The 16,890-nt window shown below is 40.1% G+C and carries 17 protein-coding genes and 2 other annotated features; of the genes, 13 read left to right on the plus strand and 4 right to left on the minus strand.

Features of this window, described 5'->3' with window-relative positions:
* Positions 1 to 206 precede the first annotated feature (206 nt).
* Positions 207 to 974, plus strand: a complete 768-nt coding sequence (locus tag ACWF5P_RS16570; RefSeq protein ID WP_434169012.1) for a Cof-type HAD-IIB family hydrolase — start codon at positions 207 to 209, stop codon at positions 972 to 974.
* Between the two features lie 49 nt (positions 975 to 1,023).
* Here the strand turns inward: ACWF5P_RS16570 and def are convergent, their stop codons facing one another.
* On the minus strand, positions 1,024 to 1,578 hold the full coding sequence (gene def / locus ACWF5P_RS16575) for a peptide deformylase (protein WP_434169013.1): 555 nt from the start codon (positions 1,576 to 1,578) through the stop codon (positions 1,024 to 1,026).
* Positions 1,579 to 1,817: 239 nt separating this feature from the next.
* On the minus strand, positions 1,818 to 1,973 hold the full coding sequence (locus ACWF5P_RS16580; RefSeq protein ID WP_063231991.1) for a YjcZ family sporulation protein: 156 nt from the start codon (positions 1,971 to 1,973) through the stop codon (positions 1,818 to 1,820).
* 213 nt (positions 1,974 to 2,186) lie between these two features.
* Here ACWF5P_RS16580 and ACWF5P_RS16585 point away from each other — a divergent pair, with 213 nt between their 5' ends.
* The 7 genes from ACWF5P_RS16585 (at position 2,187) to ACWF5P_RS16615 (ending at position 9,869) form a co-directional block, all read left to right on the plus strand.
* Positions 2,187 to 2,846: a YkyA family protein gene (locus ACWF5P_RS16585; protein ID WP_434169014.1), complete on the plus strand. Its 660-nt coding sequence runs from the start codon at positions 2,187 to 2,189 to the stop codon at positions 2,844 to 2,846.
* Positions 2,847 to 3,490: 644 nt separating this feature from the next.
* Positions 3,491 to 4,606, plus strand: a complete 1,116-nt coding sequence (pdhA, locus tag ACWF5P_RS16590) for a pyruvate dehydrogenase (acetyl-transferring) E1 component subunit alpha (protein WP_434169015.1) — start codon at positions 3,491 to 3,493, stop codon at positions 4,604 to 4,606.
* Positions 4,607 to 4,609: 3 nt separating this feature from the next.
* Complete coding sequence (locus ACWF5P_RS16595) at positions 4,610 to 5,587, plus strand: alpha-ketoacid dehydrogenase subunit beta (RefSeq protein ID WP_034314063.1); 978 nt, start codon at positions 4,610 to 4,612, stop codon at positions 5,585 to 5,587.
* 120 nt (positions 5,588 to 5,707) lie between these two features.
* On the plus strand, positions 5,708 to 7,066 hold the full coding sequence (locus tag ACWF5P_RS16600) for a dihydrolipoamide acetyltransferase family protein (protein ID WP_101224535.1): 1,359 nt from the start codon (positions 5,708 to 5,710) through the stop codon (positions 7,064 to 7,066).
* Positions 7,067 to 7,069: 3 nt separating this feature from the next.
* Positions 7,070 to 8,482, plus strand: coding sequence for a dihydrolipoyl dehydrogenase (lpdA, locus tag ACWF5P_RS16605; RefSeq protein ID WP_101224536.1), 1,413 nt, complete (start codon positions 7,070 to 7,072; stop codon positions 8,480 to 8,482).
* Between the two features lie 257 nt (positions 8,483 to 8,739).
* A complete protein-coding gene (locus ACWF5P_RS16610; RefSeq protein ID WP_306804763.1) occupies positions 8,740 to 8,997 on the plus strand; it encodes a hypothetical protein in 258 nt (85 codons plus the stop codon).
* 44 nt (positions 8,998 to 9,041) lie between these two features.
* On the plus strand, positions 9,042 to 9,869 hold the full coding sequence (locus ACWF5P_RS16615; protein ID WP_452445085.1) for a polysaccharide deacetylase family protein: 828 nt from the start codon (positions 9,042 to 9,044) through the stop codon (positions 9,867 to 9,869).
* Positions 9,870 to 9,896: 27 nt separating this feature from the next.
* Here the strand turns inward: ACWF5P_RS16615 and ACWF5P_RS16620 are convergent, their stop codons facing one another.
* Complete coding sequence (locus ACWF5P_RS16620) at positions 9,897 to 10,331, minus strand: DUF1885 family protein (protein WP_230177589.1); 435 nt, start codon at positions 10,329 to 10,331, stop codon at positions 9,897 to 9,899.
* A gap of 375 nt (positions 10,332 to 10,706) precedes the next feature.
* Here ACWF5P_RS16620 and ACWF5P_RS16625 point away from each other — a divergent pair, with 375 nt between their 5' ends.
* Entirely contained in the window at positions 10,707 to 10,832 is a 126-nt protein-coding gene (locus ACWF5P_RS16625) for a GapA-binding peptide SR1P (protein ID WP_072272684.1), read from the plus strand.
* A gap of 145 nt (positions 10,833 to 10,977) precedes the next feature.
* On the opposite strand, the gene ACWF5P_RS16630 is transcribed toward ACWF5P_RS16625, so the two are convergent.
* The gene (locus ACWF5P_RS16630; RefSeq protein WP_434169016.1) at positions 10,978 to 12,435 is read right to left on the minus strand and encodes an aminotransferase class I/II-fold pyridoxal phosphate-dependent enzyme; all 1,458 of its coding nucleotides are present in this window, start codon (positions 12,433 to 12,435) and stop codon (positions 10,978 to 10,980) included.
* Positions 12,436 to 12,847: 412 nt separating this feature from the next.
* On the opposite strand from ACWF5P_RS16630, the gene ACWF5P_RS16635 reads away from it, so the two are divergent.
* The 4 genes from ACWF5P_RS16635 (at position 12,848) to ACWF5P_RS16650 (ending at position 16,878) form a co-directional block, all read left to right on the plus strand.
* Positions 12,848 to 13,807 carry an NAD(P)H-dependent flavin oxidoreductase gene (locus ACWF5P_RS16635; protein WP_452445086.1) on the plus strand — a complete coding sequence of 320 codons (960 nt, stop codon included), beginning with the start codon at positions 12,848 to 12,850 and terminating at the stop codon, positions 13,805 to 13,807.
* Positions 13,808 to 13,863: 56 nt separating this feature from the next.
* Positions 13,864 to 14,139, plus strand: a complete 276-nt coding sequence (locus tag ACWF5P_RS16640) for a UPF0223 family protein (RefSeq protein WP_063596342.1) — start codon at positions 13,864 to 13,866, stop codon at positions 14,137 to 14,139.
* A 69-nt stretch (positions 14,140 to 14,208) separates the two neighbouring features.
* Positions 14,209 to 14,439 (plus strand) — a binding site (T-box leader).
* Between the two features lie 35 nt (positions 14,440 to 14,474).
* Positions 14,475 to 14,711: a binding site (T-box leader), on the plus strand.
* 170 nt (positions 14,712 to 14,881) lie between these two features.
* Positions 14,882 to 16,276 (plus strand): anthranilate synthase component I, encoded by a 1,395-nt coding sequence (trpE, locus tag ACWF5P_RS16645; RefSeq protein WP_434169018.1) that lies wholly within the window; start codon positions 14,882 to 14,884, stop codon positions 16,274 to 16,276.
* The gene (locus ACWF5P_RS16650; protein WP_230177587.1) at positions 16,273 to 16,878 is read left to right on the plus strand and encodes an anthranilate synthase component II; all 606 of its coding nucleotides are present in this window, start codon (positions 16,273 to 16,275) and stop codon (positions 16,876 to 16,878) included. Before trpE ends, ACWF5P_RS16650 begins: the two co-directional genes overlap by 4 nt.
* Positions 16,879 to 16,890 lie beyond the last annotated feature (12 nt).

The raw sequence follows: 16,890 nt of genomic DNA on the forward strand, positions 1-16,890 counted from the left end.
GGATTTTAGAGGCAAGAAGGGTGGGAGAAGTGTATTCTGAAAAGCCTTAGCTGGTTTCTAATTAAGAATAGTATATGCCCATTCCTGAATAAAAAACGTAACTTTGAGTTGGATACGGTAGAGTTACTTGACTTATCTTGATGACAATTATTAAATGGGTACATATTAAAAAAGGAAAAAATGAATGAATTGGAAGTGAATCGTTAGTGAAAATCGTATTCTTTGATATTGACGGAACATTGCTTGATCATGAAAAAAAGTTACCTGCTTCAACAAAAAAAGCCATAAAGCAACTGCAGGATAGCGGGGTTTTTGTAGCGATTGCCACAGGAAGGGCTCCCTTCATGTTCGAGTCCTTAAGGGAAGAGCTTGGCATCGATACATTCGTAAGTTTCAATGGACAATATGTTGTTTTTGAAGGGAAAGTCGTTTATAAAAACCCTTTGAGCATACCTGAAATAAAACGGCTCCACGAACATGCTGAAAAAAATGAAATCCCGATCGTTTTCATGAATGAGGAGACAATGAAATCGAGTGTTCCTCATCATAGCCGAATTGAAGAGGCATTAAGCAGCCTGAAGTTTCCCCATCCTGAACATGTGGCAGATTTTTATGAGGACCATGATATATACCAAGCGTTATTATTCTGCTCGGAAGTTGAAGAAGGGAACTTTGTTGGGAATTATGATGACTTTCATTTCATTAGATGGCATGAGTATTCGACGGATGTACTTCCATTCGGGGGTTCGAAAGCTGAAGGCATTAAAATATTAATGGAAAAAGTCGGGTTTGCTCTGGAGGATGTTTACGCTTTTGGAGATGGCTTAAATGATATAGAGATGTTAAAAGTAGCGGGATATGGCGTGGCAATGGGGAATGCCGGTCAACTTGTGAAGCAAGAGGCCGACTTTGTAACGAAGGATGTCGATGATGATGGCATACTTTTTGGTTTGAAGGAGCTTGAATTGATATAAAAAAAACAAAACCCCCGTCCACCAACAGGCGGGGGTTTTGCTTATTACGTTACCTTTCCACCGCAATGGAATTTTTCGGAATGGCATAAGGGTCTTCCGGGTTGATATGATCATAGAACATGATTCCATTAAGGTGGTCGATTTCATGTTGAAAACAAATTGCTGCGATGCCTTTCAGGCGGAGTTGAACCGATTTTCCTTCCAGGTCCGTACCCACAACAGTTATTCGAGCATAACGTGGCACGTAGCCAGAAACGGGACGATTTACGGAAAGGCAGCCTTCTCCGGATGTCAAGTATGCTTTTTCCACTGAATGGCTAATGAGTTTAGGGTTGAAAAGTGCATAGCTATACAGTTGATCATCTTTTTCTTTCAAATGTACTGCAATCATCCTTTTTGAAACATTCACTTGAGGTGCAGCCAGGCCAATTCCTGCCCTTAACCCATATATAGCAGCAATATCGGGCTTCTGGCTGTTTTGGACATATTCCATCAGGCTGGCTAAAAGTTGTTTATCTTCAAATGATGCCGGAAGCGGAACCTCTACCGCGACTTGCCTTAAGATTGGGTCGTCTTCATTAACAAAATCATCCATGGTTAGCATAATCTCTCACCCCATAAAAATTCTAATAATATGTATAGGGTTATTTTAACAAAAAAAATGCTGAAAGTTAATGGATGGCCTAATTAAAGAAAAATGGAAGGAATGGAATCAAATCGATTAATTCCTATTCCAACCATTATTTTATTGCCTGTTGAGGTCTATTTAAAAAAATAAATAATTTTTTGTGAATCAGGGTAAATAGTTAACATTTTCGGGTAAAGGTAATAGTAATTACCTGCTTAGCATAAACACGCGCCGACAATGATTAGCAGAATGAACAGGACAATGATTATAGCGAAGCCGCTTCCAAAGCCGCAGCCTCCACCATCACCATAACCATAGCTGGGTGCAACGGAAACCGGATAACAACATTCCTGGTTGGAACCTCCATACATAATTTCATACCTCCGTTTTTGTATTATTAAAATGCTGACCACTCTGATTTGAAACGGTCCCTACAGCCTATGCAGTATGGTTTAAAGGGTGTAGGCTAGCGCCCAGTAATGAAAAAAACCTGTTCGGAATATTATTGTAACAAGTGTCAGCGGCTTAAAGGGAATTTAGGGAAATATGAATCTTCGAAGAATTATCAGAAGGAGCTGTCTATTTTGAATCGTTTTGGCCCATATGTTATTTTACTTCTTGCTTTAGTGGTCTTGACTGGTTGTTTCAATGGTTCGCCGGAAGAAAGAATCCACAAAATCCTAGAGAAAACTGCAGAAAAGGAAAGTGATTTCACCGAGAATCAAGAGCCTCTTAATGATTTGGAGAAAAAAGAAAAAGAAAAATATGAGAAAATCATTAAACTTGGATTGGATGATTATGAACAGATCGTCGAGCTATCAGATGAAGCAACCAAGAATATCGACCAAAGGGAAGAAATAATTGAAAAAGAACAAAGCAGTATGCAATCCTCAAAAGAACAATTCAATCAGATTGACGAACAAATCGGGAAAATAGATGATGAAAAGATAAAAAAAGAAGCGACTGAAATGAAAAAGGTCATGAGTGAGCGCTATAGCACCTACGATAATTTATATGATGCCTATCAACAAAGTCTGGCTTATGATCGTGAATTATATGAACTGTTTAAAAAAGAGGATTTGAAAATGGATGAATTACAAGTGCAAATCGAGAAAATCAATACTTCTTATACAAAAGTTTTGAAAGCGAATGAGAAATTTAATGCATTAACGGAAAAATCAAATCAAAAAAAAGAAAGTTTTTATGATAGTTCCGGCATAGAAATGGCTGATTCAACAAAATAATATAAATAATGATGGGCTGTGATCCTCAATCACAGCCCATATTTTATTCCATCCAGTCCGATTATGGACTGAAAATTTCTAGAATGATCTTTTTTTGTGTAACCGGATTGATGTGAGCTTTTATACCTGTACTAAAAAAAATCGATAATTAAAAATCTAACAGCAGCGTTATATGAAAGCGTTTGAATATTTTTTTGGAATATTATTCCGATGCCTCAAATGCCTTTAGTTAAAGCGGTTTTGGAATCGATGGGATATGCGGGGGAATTGAAATGTTATCCTTCGCCAACCTTAAATCGATAAAGACGTGAATTTTAATAGTACAGTTGTAAAGTGAAAACTAATACAGAGAAGAAGTGTGAGTGCTGGAAATTGTATTAAATCAAAATTATAAGGAACTCCAAGTGATTGACTTGATGTTAATTCATCTTGTAAACTTAATCTATAAAAATTCTTGTATCATTTTCCTTGATTTTTTTTATGGTACAGAATAAGATTGAGACATATTAAGCATATCCACGTTTGAGGGATTGGTCTTAAGGGGAAAATAAAAGAATGCATTGTGGAAGAAACTAAAAAGCAAACTTTTTTTGCTTTATAGAATAATAATAGCAAACCTTTTTAATGAAAGGATGAGGTGCCAAATGGCTCAAAAAACTAAGCAAGCTAAAATTAATGTTCAAGATCAGCTTAAAAAAGTAGAAGAACAATTTGAAACTTTTCAAATTTTAAATGAAGAGGGAAAAGTCGTTAATGAAGCGGCTATGCCTGAATTAAGTGATGAACAATTGCAAGAATTAATGCGTCGTATGGTTTATACACGTATCTTGGATCAACGTTCCATATCACTGAACCGCCAAGGCAGATTAGGTTTCTATGCACCGACTGCCGGTCAAGAAGCTTCTCAAATCGCTTCCCAGTATGCTTTGGAAAAAGAAGATTTCATTCTGCCTGGTTACCGTGATGTTCCGCAAATCGTTTGGCATGGTCTGCCGCTTTGGCAAGCATTCTTATTCTCCCGGGGACATTTTAAAGGAAATCAAATTCCTGAAGACGTCAATGTCATTTCCCCTCAAATCATTATCGGCGCTCAATATATCCAAGCTGCCGGAGTGGCTCTTGGGTTGAAGAAACGCGGGAAAAAAGCTGTTGCCGTTACATATACGGGTGACGGTGGAACCTCACAAGGTGACTTCTATGAGGGAATTAACTTTGCAGGTGCATTTAAAGCGCCAGCTATTTTCATCGTGCAAAATAACCGTTTCGCAATCTCGACACCGGTTGATTTGCAATCAGCAGCTAAAACATTGGCTCAAAAGGGTGTGGCTGCAGGTATTCCTGGAATCCAGGTTGATGGTATGGATGCGTTGGCCGTTTATACAGCCGTTAAAGAAGCACGTGAACGTGCAATCAATGGTGAAGGCCCTACATTGATTGAAACATTAACTTACCGTTATGGTCCGCATACGATGGCTGGGGATGACCCGACACGTTACCGTACTTCCGAAATGGATAACGAGTGGGAACTGAAAGATCCATTGGTTCGTTTCCGCAAGTTCTTGGAAAACAAAAAGCTTTGGAATGAAGAATTAGAAAACGAAACGATAGAAAAAGCAAAAGACGATATTAAAGAAGCAATCAAATTGGCTGATGCAGAACCTAAACAAAAGGTTACAGACCTAATTGAAATCATGTATGAAGAAATGCCTTATAACTTAAAAGAACAATATGAAATTTATAAAGAGAAGGAGTCGAAGTAAGCCATGGCTCAATTGACGATGATTCAAGCAATTACAGAAGCATTACGTACAGAACTTAAAAATGACGAGAATGTACTCGTTTTTGGGGAAGATGTTGGTCTTAATGGAGGGGTTTTCCGTGCAACGGAAAATCTTCAAAAAGAATTCGGTGAAGATCGTGTATTCGATACACCTCTTGCTGAATCTGGAATCGGTGGATTAGCGGTCGGTCTTTCTTTACAAGGTTTCCGTCCTGTTCCTGAAATTCAATTCTTCGGATTTGTATATGAAGTAATGGATTCCGTAAGCGGTCAGCTTGCTCGTATGCGCTACCGTTCAGGCGGACGTTACAGTGCACCTGTTACAATTCGCTCACCTTTTGGAGGAGGAGTGCATACACCGGAAATGCATGCTGATAGCTTAGAAGGTTTAATGGCTCAGCAACCAGGGTTAAAAGTAGTTATCCCTTCCACTCCTTACGATGCAAAAGGCTTATTGATTTCTGCGATTCGTGATAATGACCCTGTCATTTTCCTTGAGCACATGAAATTGTACCGCTCTTTCCGTCAGGAAGTTCCTGAAGAAGAATATACAATTCCATTAGGAAAAGCGGATGTGAAAAGAGAAGGAACGGATTTATCCATTATTACGTATGGTGCGATGGTGCAGGAATCCATCAAGGCAGCTGAGGAATTGGCTAAGGATGGTCATTCCGTCGAAGTGGTCGACTTACGTACTGTATCTCCATTGGATATCGATACAATCATTGCTTCTGTAGAAAAAACAGGACGCGCTATCGTTGTTCAAGAAGCACAAAAGCAAGCTGGTATAGCAGCGAATGTTGTAGCGGAAATTAACGAACGTGCCATTTTGAGCTTGGATGCTCCAGTACTGCGAGTGGCGGCAGCTGATACAGTATTCCCGTTTTCACAAGCTGAAACAGTATGGCTCCCTAATTATAAAGACATTATTGAAACGGCGACTAAAGTCTTGAAGTTTTAACAATCTTAAGTAATGGAATGAATGTCCTGCTTGGGAAAGTAGTTTTGCATTAACGGTAATGCAAGATAAAGGACTTTATTCAAAGCACTAAGTATGATTTAATATAGGAGGTTGAACTCAGTGGCATTCCAATTTAGACTCCCTGATATCGGAGAAGGTATACACGAAGGTGAAATAGTGAAATGGTTTGTAAAACCAGGAGATAAGATTCAAGAGGATGACGTGCTTTGCGAGGTTCAAAACGATAAGGCCGTCGTTGAAATCCCATCACCGGTGGAAGGTACCGTTGAAGAAATCCTTGTACAAGAAGGAACGGTTGCCGTTGTTGGCGATGTACTTGTAACATTCGATGCTCCAGGTTATGAAAATCTTCAGTTTAAAGGGGATCATGGAGAAGAAGCGAAGGCAGAAGGCGAGAAGAATACGGAGGCCCAGGTTCAAGCAACTGCTGAAGCTGGACAGGAAGTCAAGAAAGAGGCTGCTCCGGTTCAAGAAAATAGCGGAGTAACGGGCGCAGGAGCACAACCACAGGTTGAGGCAGATCCTTCACGACGTATTATCGCCATGCCTTCTGTCAGGAAATATGCACGCGAACAAGGGGTAAACATTCGCGAGATCTCTGGTTCTGGGGATAACGGCCGCATCATGAAAGAAGACATAGATGCTTTCAAAAACGGCAAAACAGCTCCACAGCAACCAGCAGCTCAAAGTGAAGCTTCACAACAAAATGATACGGAAACAACCGAAAAACAAAAAGTTTCAATTCCAGAAGGGCAATATCCTGAAACTCGCGAGAAAATGAGCGGTATGAGAAAAGCGATCGCAAAAGCAATGGTTAAATCCAAGCAGACAGCTCCGCATGTAACATTAATGGATGAAGTCGATGTGACGCTATTGGTTGCTCACCGTAAGAAATTCAAGGAAATTGCTGCAGAAAAAGGAATCAAGCTTACATTCCTACCTTATGTTGTTAAAGCGTTAACAAGTGCATTACGTGAATTCCCTATGCTTAACACATCATTTGATGATGAAGCTAGTGAGATTATCCATAAACACTATTACAATATCGGAATTGCGGCAGACACAGATAAAGGACTGCTCGTTCCAGTTGTAAAAGATGCAGATCGTAAATCAACTTTTGCTATTTCACAAGAAATTAACGAATTAGCGACAAAAGCCCGTGACGGCAAATTGGCTCCTAACGAAATGAAAGGTGCTTCTTGCTCCATTACGAATATCGGTTCCGCAGGCGGTCAATGGTTCACACCTGTAATCAATCATCCAGAAGTTGCCATTCTAGGGATTGGACGCATTGCCGAAAAAGCAATTGTACGCGACGGGGAAATTATCGCCGCTCCAGTTCTGGCATTATCACTGAGCTTTGATCACCGCATGATTGATGGAGCAACAGCTCAACATGCATTGAATCATATCAAAAAGTTATTGAACGACCCAGAATTATTGTTAATGGAGGCGTAAACAATGGTAGTAGGAGATTTTCCAATCGAAACAGATACTTTAGTAATCGGTTCAGGCCCAGGGGGATATGTTGCCGCAATTCGCGCAGCGCAGCTTGGACAGAAAGTAACGGTCGTTGAAAAAGGAACAATCGGCGGAGTTTGTTTGAATGTAGGCTGTATCCCATCGAAAGCTTTGATTTCGGCTGGACACCGTTTCCATGAAGCTCAGCATTCAGAAGATATGGGTATCTTTGCAGAAAAGGTTACTGTTGATTTTTCTAAAGTACAAGCTTGGAAAGGTTCTGTTGTAAAAAAATTAACAGGCGGTGTAAGCAGCCTGTTAAAAGGTAATAATGTTGATGTTGTAACTGGCGAAGCTTATTTCGTTGATGAAAACAGCATCCGTGTTATGAATGAAGACTCAGCCCAAACATATACATTTAAAAACGCAATCATCGCCACTGGTTCATCGCCAATCGAGATTCCGTCATTTAAATATACGAAACGTGTACTTAATTCAACTGGCGCTCTTGCTTTGGAAGAAGTTCCAAGTTCGATCGTTGTAATCGGCGGAGGTTACATTGGAACTGAGCTAGGCGGAGCATTCGCTAGCTTTGGCACTAAAGTGACCATCCTTGAAGGTACGGAGGAAATCCTTTCTGCAGGCTTTGAAAAACAAATGGCAGCACTTGTTAAGCGTAACCTTAAAAACAAAGGTGCTGAAATTGTAACTAAAGCTAATGCTAAAGGCGTGGAAGAAACTGAAACAGGCGTTACAGTTACTTATGAAGTAAAAGGCGAAGAGAAAAAAGTTGAAGCCGATTACGTTTTAGTAACAGTTGGACGTCGTCCAAATACTGCAGAAATCGGCCTGGAACAAGTCGGAATCAAAATGACTGACCGTGGTTTGATCGAAACGGATAAACAATGCCGTACAAGCGTGAAAAACATTTACGCAATCGGTGATATCGTTTCTGGACCTCAGTTGGCTCATAAAGCTTCTTATGAAGGTAAAATTGCAGCTGAAGCCATTGCAGGACATTCATCTGAAATCGACTATCTTGCTATTCCGGCTGTTGTATTCTCTGAACCGGAACTTGCTTCTGTCGGTTACAATGAAAAAGAAGCGAAGGAAGCTGGAATCGAAGCGCTTGCTTCCAAATTCCCATTCGCTGCAAATGGACGTGCTCTTTCCTTAAATAATACGGACGGATTTGTGAAGCTTATCACTCGCAAAGAAGACGGATTGGTTATTGGAGCACAAATTGCAGGACCAAACGCTTCTGATATGATTGCAGAACTTGGTTTGGCTATCGAAGCAGGAATGACTGCCGAAGATATTGCAATGACAATCCATGCACATCCAACTTTAGGGGAAATCACAATGGAAGCTGCTGAAGTTGCCCTTGGAACTCCTATTCACATCATTAAATAATTGTTTTATAAAAGCGTACTGCTAATGCAGTACGCTTTTTTTTGTATTGATTTGATATACAAAAATGAAGGATTTTCTTCACACTTGTTAAATGAAAAGGACAAAAAGGGCATAAGCTATAAAAAGGACTTCTTACTTTTTTCCTTGAAAGGGTTTGAAAAAGTTAATAGAGGATAAAAAATAAGATGAGCGATTTGCTATACGAATATTTTTTGCCAATTAAAAGATCATGGCTGATATATTCATATTAAAATGAGGTGGATCACTTGAAAAACTATCTGGTAATCCTCTTTCAACTAATCGTTTGGAGCGGGTATACATTAGTTGAATGGCTGTCTGTTAACGATCGATTCGTTTTTAAAGTATTCATGTTTCTGGTCTTTTCCTATTTAGCCATCTATATTGGAAAGATGATTTTAAAATCCAATAGACGAACCATGCTTGTTACCGTGATAAGTCTATTATGTTACGGGATTTTACAAATCCTTTTAGAAACGCTGGTACCCGTTTATTGAATTTTTAAGTAAGCCGCAATGACACAAGCAACCACGGAGGAGTCATGATTAACAGAGTAGTAGCAATATTTACATTTGTATCATTTTTGTTGATGGCTTGTAATGATCCGAGTTCCGGTCAAACTGAAAATGAGAATCAAAAAAGTGTTGAAACGGCAACAACGATCCAAGATGAAAGCGATCAAGAGAAAGAGTTGAAAAAAGAAACGTCAAAAACAATTGGCGAAAGGAATGTAAAGGCAAAATATCGGGTGGATAAAGAGAATTGGTCATTTAAACCCATTGGGGATGCAAATCCGAAAGTTGTGTTGTTAACATTTGATGATGCACCTGATAAATATTCCCTGGCAATCGCCCAAACCCTGAAGCGACTTAAAGTACCTGCAATATTTTTCGTGAACGGTCACTTTCTTGAAAATGATAAAAATAAAGCGATGTTAAAAGAAATTCATGAAATGGGTTTTTCTATCGGCAATCATACTTATTCCCATGTGAATTTAAAAGAGTTGACCGAAAAGGAACAGGAGCGGGAAATCATAAAATTGAACAATTTGGTTGAGGGCATTACAGGGGTACGCCCTAAGTACTTCAGGGCGCCATTTGGATCGAATACCGAGCATTCAAAAAAAGTCGCTGAGAAAGAAAAAATGTTGGTCATGAACTGGACATACGGATATGACTGGGAAAAAGAGTATCAGGATAAAAAAGCTTTAACGGAAATCATGTTGAACAGCCCTTATTTAGGAAATGGCGCGAACTTACTGATGCATGACCGGAACTGGACGAGTGAATCGATAGAGGATATCGTGAAAGGTTTTCAAAAGAAAGGTTATGAGATCCTTGGTCCAAAATTAATTGAAACGCCTGCATGAGCCAATTTCGGCATCTGCAGGTTTTTTTTATTTCCTTGGATAATAATACATCACCCGTTTATTGAAGAGGTGAAGCTGTGCCCGTAATTTCTTTGCAAGGAACTTGCACAATTCATTTGCTTTTCCCTTATCACCGAAAGTGGCTGTTTCAGGGAGCGTGAATTGGATATAGGATTGAATCCGCTCAGATCCATCTTCATCCTTAACGACCTCTTGGTCGACGCCTATCAATATCATGTGATATCGATCTTCTTTGGATTGGAGGTATATTGCCTTATCTTTCATTCTTTCCGGTTCTTTCATTTCATAAGGAAATGCCTTCTTATCGTAGTCCCAATCCAGCTGCTTTCCGGTTTTCGCTGTGATCATTCGATAATAGTTCAGTAATTCTTTCACGTCTTCGATGGTTACAGTCCCTTTCGCGGACTCAGGAACAAGTTTGATATAGGCATTTTCAGTCATGTGGATCCCCCTTAAATAGATAGAATGTAAGAATATATTAACATTTTATGGATGTATTATATACTTATCTATATGTAAATGAAAAGGTGAAATTCCTTTTTCACCTTGCTATGCTGAAGCAAGGCGTGTGATGAAATATGTAAAAGCAGCTACAGGGGGCCCTTCGTTTATAAAAAAATCTCGTGTATTAATAAAAAGAATATGTCTAACGAACGATTGAAATCGATTTAATCCAACATGAGGTTTCATTAAATGGGAAAAAGTATATATGTTATACTTTTTAGCTTGAAATTATAAATGTGTTATATTATAATTCATGTAAAGCGGTTACATTACGTCATTGATGCATACAATATAGGGGAAGGGGTTGTAAAAATGGGAACTATCGTATGTCAAACTTGCAATAGCACGATTGAACATTTTGAAGATGAAAAAGTAAGTGTACTATATACACATAATCACAACTGCCAAAGCTGTGATACAGCTGCCTCTGAAAAATAAATCGAAAAAAGGTTTTCAAGATTAATAGAATTTAAGGGTGTTTCAGGATTGTAACCTGGAGCACCCTTTTTATAGAAGCCAGTGCTTAATAATAAAAGGTTCAAAAAAACCAGAGCAGTACTCTGCCCTGGTTTGATGGAATCGATCAATTCTTAATAATGCGTAAATATTTTATTTCTGGGTCTTCTGGGCCTTGAACAGGAAGGCCGGCCTCGATGTTTTTCTGGATGTAATTGATATTATCTTCTGTAATCAATTCACCTGGAATGAAGATCGGGATTCCAGGCGGGTAAACCATGATGAATTCAGCGCTGATTTTGCCGACCGATTCCTCAATGGGCACCACTTCGGTTTCTGCATAAAATGCCTCCCTGGGTGATAAAGCCAGTGGTGGTGTATCAGGAAGCAGGACTTCAATTTTTTCATGTTCAGCAGCCATTTCCTTAAACTCATCCGATAAGTCTCTAAGTGCAGCGATCAGCAGATCCGCTTCTGTTTTTGAGTCTCCAGGTGTTATCAGGCAAAGGATATTGTACAAGTCAGAAAGTTCCACTTCGATATTATGCTTTTCACGAAGCCATTTCTCAACGTCGTATCCGGTGATATTCAATTCCTTAATGGATATGATCAATTTAGTCGGATCATAACTATATGCTGCCTTACTCTCGAGAATTTCGCTGCCAACACAGTATAGATAAGGAATCTCATTAACGGCCTCACGGATATACCCTGCGAGATTGATCGCTTCATCGACCATTTTCCTTCCTACCGTCGCAAGTTGTCTTCTAGCCGTATCCAGTGAAGCCAGAAGGATATAGGAGGTTGAGGTGGTTGTGAGCATGCTCAATATGGCTTGAACACGATTTGCGGAAACCAATCCAGTCTTAACATTTAATATGGAACTTCCCGTCAGTGAACCTCCCAGTTTATGAACACTGGTTGCAGCCATATCTGCTCCAGCTTGCATGGCTGACATCGGCAAGTCTTCGTGGAAGTGAATATGGACACCATGCGCTTCATCTACGAGTACTGGGATTTGGTGGGAATGAGCCACTTCCACTATTTTCTGCAAATCAGCCGAAATGCCGAAATAAGTGGGGTTGATGACAAGCAATCCTTTTGCATCGCTATGTTCGCTTAAAGTTTTTTCAACGGCCTCGACGGTGATACCGTGTGATATGCCCAAATCTTTGTCTATTTCAGGAGTGATGAAAATGGGAACGGCTCCAGAAAATACAATGGCAGACATTACGGATTTATGTACATTCCTTGGAACGATGATTTTGTCCCCAGGTCCGCATACTGTCATGACCATCGTCATGATTGCTCCACTTGTTCCTTGAACGGAAAAGAAGGTGTGATCTGCCCCAAAAGCTTCAGCGGCAAGATCCTGAGCTTGTTTAATGATCCCTTTTGGCTGATGGAGATCATCGAGTGGAGCGATATTGATTAAATCTATGGACAATGCATTTTCTCCAATGAAATTACGGAAATCTGCGTCCATTCCTTTTCCTTTTTTATGACCTGGAATATGAAATTGAACGGGATTTCTTTTTGCATGCTGCAATAAGGCAGTGTATAAGGGTGTTTCATTCTGTGACAATTCTTTGTGGCCCCTTTTCAATAAAATAGGTACGAAATATTTGGGAGCATATACTCCCTTTCTATTAACGATCGTATGTTTCTCCGATTCCATTCAAATGGTTTGTAAGCTTGTGGATAGACATAAAACATATGAATTATAGCACGTCTTATAATAAATGCCTAGAGTGACTTTAATGTCCTGGCTTAATCAATTTATATATGACTTTGTTGTTAAGGGCTCAATAAAATTATCTGCAGTTTATAAATGTCCATTTTCCTAGTATTTACTGGATTTACTTTAGAATTCTTCTTTTATTAATTTGTATGTGCGAGTTTAAAAATTGAACGGGTAAACAATATTTGCCATAATGAAGCTAATGATCATTCAGCTAAATAAACAAACGACCAGAATGAAAAGGGAGATGAGGAGTTTGAAGTGGAAAACGCGTGTGACCGATTTATTAGGCATTCAATACCCAATCGTACAAGGGGGATTGGCTCATTTGGCATATGCAGACCTGGCTGCGGCAGTATCGAATGCAGGGGGGCTAGGGCAGGTAACGGCCATGTCCTTGGACAACCCAGAGCAATTGGTAGATGAAATTAGAAAAACGAAATCATTGACGGATAAACCATTTGGTGTGAACTTTGCAATCGGTCAGCATGGAAGGCCTTATGAACATATGCTGGAAGCAGCCTTGAAAGAGGATATAGCAGCTGTTTCCGTAACCGGCGGCAATCCTGGCCCATTTCTTGATTACGTCAATGGCACCCAGGTTAAAAAACTCGTGCTTGTTGCTGCAAGAAGGCAGGCAATGAAGGCTGAACAGCTTGGGGCAGATGCAGTGATGGTGGTTGGTCAGGAGGGAGGAGGACATTTAGGCCGTGATGATATTGGAACTTCTGTGTTAATTCCTCAAGTTGTGGACTCCGTTAAAATTCCAGTCATCGCCTCGGGTGGTTTTGGCGATGGACGCGGTTTGATGGCAGCAATGGCACTTGGTGCAGAAGGAATCGAGATGGGGACAAGATTCATAGCAGTCAAGGAATGTGTTCATGCACATGAATTATATAAAAATGCCTTGGTTTCCGGCACGGAAAATGATACCGTTATCATCAAGCGGTCCATTGGTGCACCAGCAAGGGTAATTGCTAACAGCTGGACCGATAAGATCCTTGAAATAGAAAAAGAAAACGGCGGATATGAACAATTGAAGGGTTACATAAGTGGAAAAGCGAACCAGCGTTATATCCATGACGGTATTGAGGCTGAAGGCTTTGCCTGGGCTGGACAAGTGATGGGGCTGATACATGATGTACCATCGACTGCTGAACTATTCAGCCGGATTATCGACCAGGCGGAAGCAATTCGTTCAAAATGGGCAGACTGATATTAATGGTCTGCCGGACAACATGAAAAACTATCCAGAAGGAGCGTGTTTAGGGTATGGATTATCAATATCCAATGGATCTTGATTGGTCTACCGACGAAATCGTAGATGTGATTAAATTCTTTGAAGCGGTAGAAAAGGCTTATGAAAATAAAATACAAAAGGAAGAATTCATGAAGGCTTACCGAAGGTTCAAGGAAATAGTCCCCGGTAAGGCGGATGAAAAAAAGTATACGGATGAGTTCGAGTCAGTCAGCACCTATTCAGCCTATCTTGTTATAAAGAAGGCAAAAGGAATCGATGACGGAGAATGGATAAAAATGAAAAATTAAAAATATAATTTTTAGAAAACTCCATTGACTTACTGAAAAGATTGTTTTAACATAATAAACAAGAAAAAGATAAAGGCAGTGACGAAGAAGAGTACCTTAATGATGTTCTGCAGAGAGCCAGTGGTTGCTGAAAACTGGTGAACGAATTTAAGCGAATGGACTTCCGAGCCCCAAACCGAAACGGATGAACGGAGTAGGCTTTGGCGATTATCTCATCGTTAATGGAGATAGGCATGTTAATGCCGTAAAGTGAGCTAATTTAGCTAATTAAGGTGGTACCACGGGTTCCTCGTCCTTTGGATGAGGGCCCTTTTTGCGTTTTTTTGGAAATGATAATTAAATCTATGAATGAGAGTAGTAATCTTTTTAGATGCGTCACAGAGAGCCGGAAAAGGTGGAAACCGGTACGATATAAGAAGATGAATGGACTTATGAGTGGTTTCTTGAAATAAGTAGGGAAACTCGGCTGCCACCGTTAAAGGGTAATCGCAAGAATTTTTCATTCTTGCTTGAGAGGGAAAAATGATGCATTTTTCCAACTTGAGGTGGCACCGCGGTATACCGTCCTCTGCAGACACATATTTGAGTTTGCGGGGGATTTTTTTATTGGAATTTCAATATATATACCTTTTAGAGAAGCATCAAAAAATATCCAGAGGAACTGAAAACTCCGGCACTTGGCCAAAAGGGTTTTCCCTTCGGAGGTTTACAAAAAACGTATAAGAATCGGGAGGGAATTGAGATGAATAATTTGGATGAAAAAAAAATACTCCGTTTTAAAATGGACACAATTGAAGGGGATATCCACACACCCATTGCCATATTTCAGAAATTGGATGGTGACCAGAAGTTTTTATTGGAAAGTTCAAATTCGCATCATGACAACGGCCGCTACTCTTATCTAGGTTCAAAACCGTACTTGGAGGTTACATCAATTGCTGACCAAGTATATGTAAAAGACACCGAAACAGGTGACCAAATCGTAAAGAACATCAATATCATCGAGTTTCTAAAAAACGAATTATTAGTGGAAATAGGAGAGGCTCCCATAAATCTTCCTCCTTTTAACGGCGGCGCAATCGGATATATGGGCTATGATATCATTCGTCTATATGAAAATATAGGTCCGGTTCCTCCTGATTCTCTGCAAATGCCTGATGCTCATTTTCTTTTTTATAAAGAATTGTATATATTCGATCATGTTCTGCAGAAAATCCATCTATTGACTGCGGAAGAAGATAGTGAAAAAAGTTTATTGGAGATGAAGGGGAAAATCAATCAGGCAAGCAAGCCGTCAAAGGAAATATCGTCGGAATATTTGGAATTCGATTCGAATTTCAGTCAGGATGAATTCGAGAAAATGGTCCTTGAAGTCAAAGCGGCGATTGTAGCTGGTGAAGTGTTCCAAGTCGTTTTATCACAAAGGTTTAAAGCGGACTTCGATGGGGAGCCCTTCGATGCTTACCGACGTTTGCGATTAGCCAACCCGTCTCCGTATATGTTTTATATAGAATTTGGCGATTATACAATCATTGGGTCGTCTCCAGAAAGTTTAATCAGTGTTTCATCAGGAATGGTTCATGTTAATCCCATCGCCGGCACACGGCCGAGAGGGAAAACGGATGAAGAAGATAAGGGCTTCGAAAAAAGCCTGCTGATGGATGAAAAGGAACTTGCCGAGCATAAGATGCTTGTTGATTTAGGTAGAAATGATCTTGGCAGGGTTTGTGAAATCGGTTCAATCCACCTTACTGAGGAAATGGAAATTCAAAGATATCAGCACGTCATGCATATTGCTTCGAAGGTTAGCGGAAAGCTTAGGGAAGGGTACACGAGTTTAGATGCCCTTACGGTCTGCCTCCCTGCCGGAACAGTTTCAGGTGCTCCTAAAATCAGGGCAATGGAGCTGATCAATGAACTTGAAAATTGTAAACGGGGGATGTATTCGGGCTCGATAGGCTACATAGGTTTTGGAGGGGATCTTGATATGGCTTTAGCCATTCGGACGATGATCATTAAAGATGGCAAGGCCTATGTACAGGCAGGGGCTGGAATTGTATATGATTCAGATCCCAAAACGGAATATGAAGAAACACAAAATAAAGCACGCGCTTTAATGGAGGTTCACACTAAATGATTTTATTAATTGATAATTATGACTCGTTCACTTACAACCTTTATCAATATTTAGGGGAAGTGGAAAAAGAAATCGTAGTGAAAAGGAATGACGAAATCACCCTTGCGGAAATTGAGGAACTGAATCCAATGGCAATCGTCATTTCCCCGGGACCCGGCAGGCCGGAAGATGCTGGTATCAGTATGGAGATCATCCGCAATTTCTATGAGAAGGTTCCGCTTTTAGGCATTTGTCTGGGGCATCAGGCCATTGGTGCAGTTTTTGGTGCGAATGTGGTTGGAGCGAAACAAATCATGCATGGGAAAACATCGGTAATCGAACATGATGGAACAGGTGTATTTGCTAAACAGGACTTACAATTCCCAGTAATGCGTTACCATTCCCTTGTTGTTGAAAGGGCGAGTTTACCAGACGAACTGACTGTGACGGCAGTAGCACTGGATGATGGGGAAATCATGGCCCTGAAACATCAGGAATTCCCGCTCTACGGTTTACAGTTCCACCCTGAATCTATAGGGACGAAAATCGGCAAGGAATTATTACATCAATTTTATGAGATTGCCGGAACCTTTCAATCAGAGAAGCAACAATCCATTTTATAAAACAAAAAACGA

Source organism: Peribacillus sp. NPDC055009 (assembly GCF_053608705.1).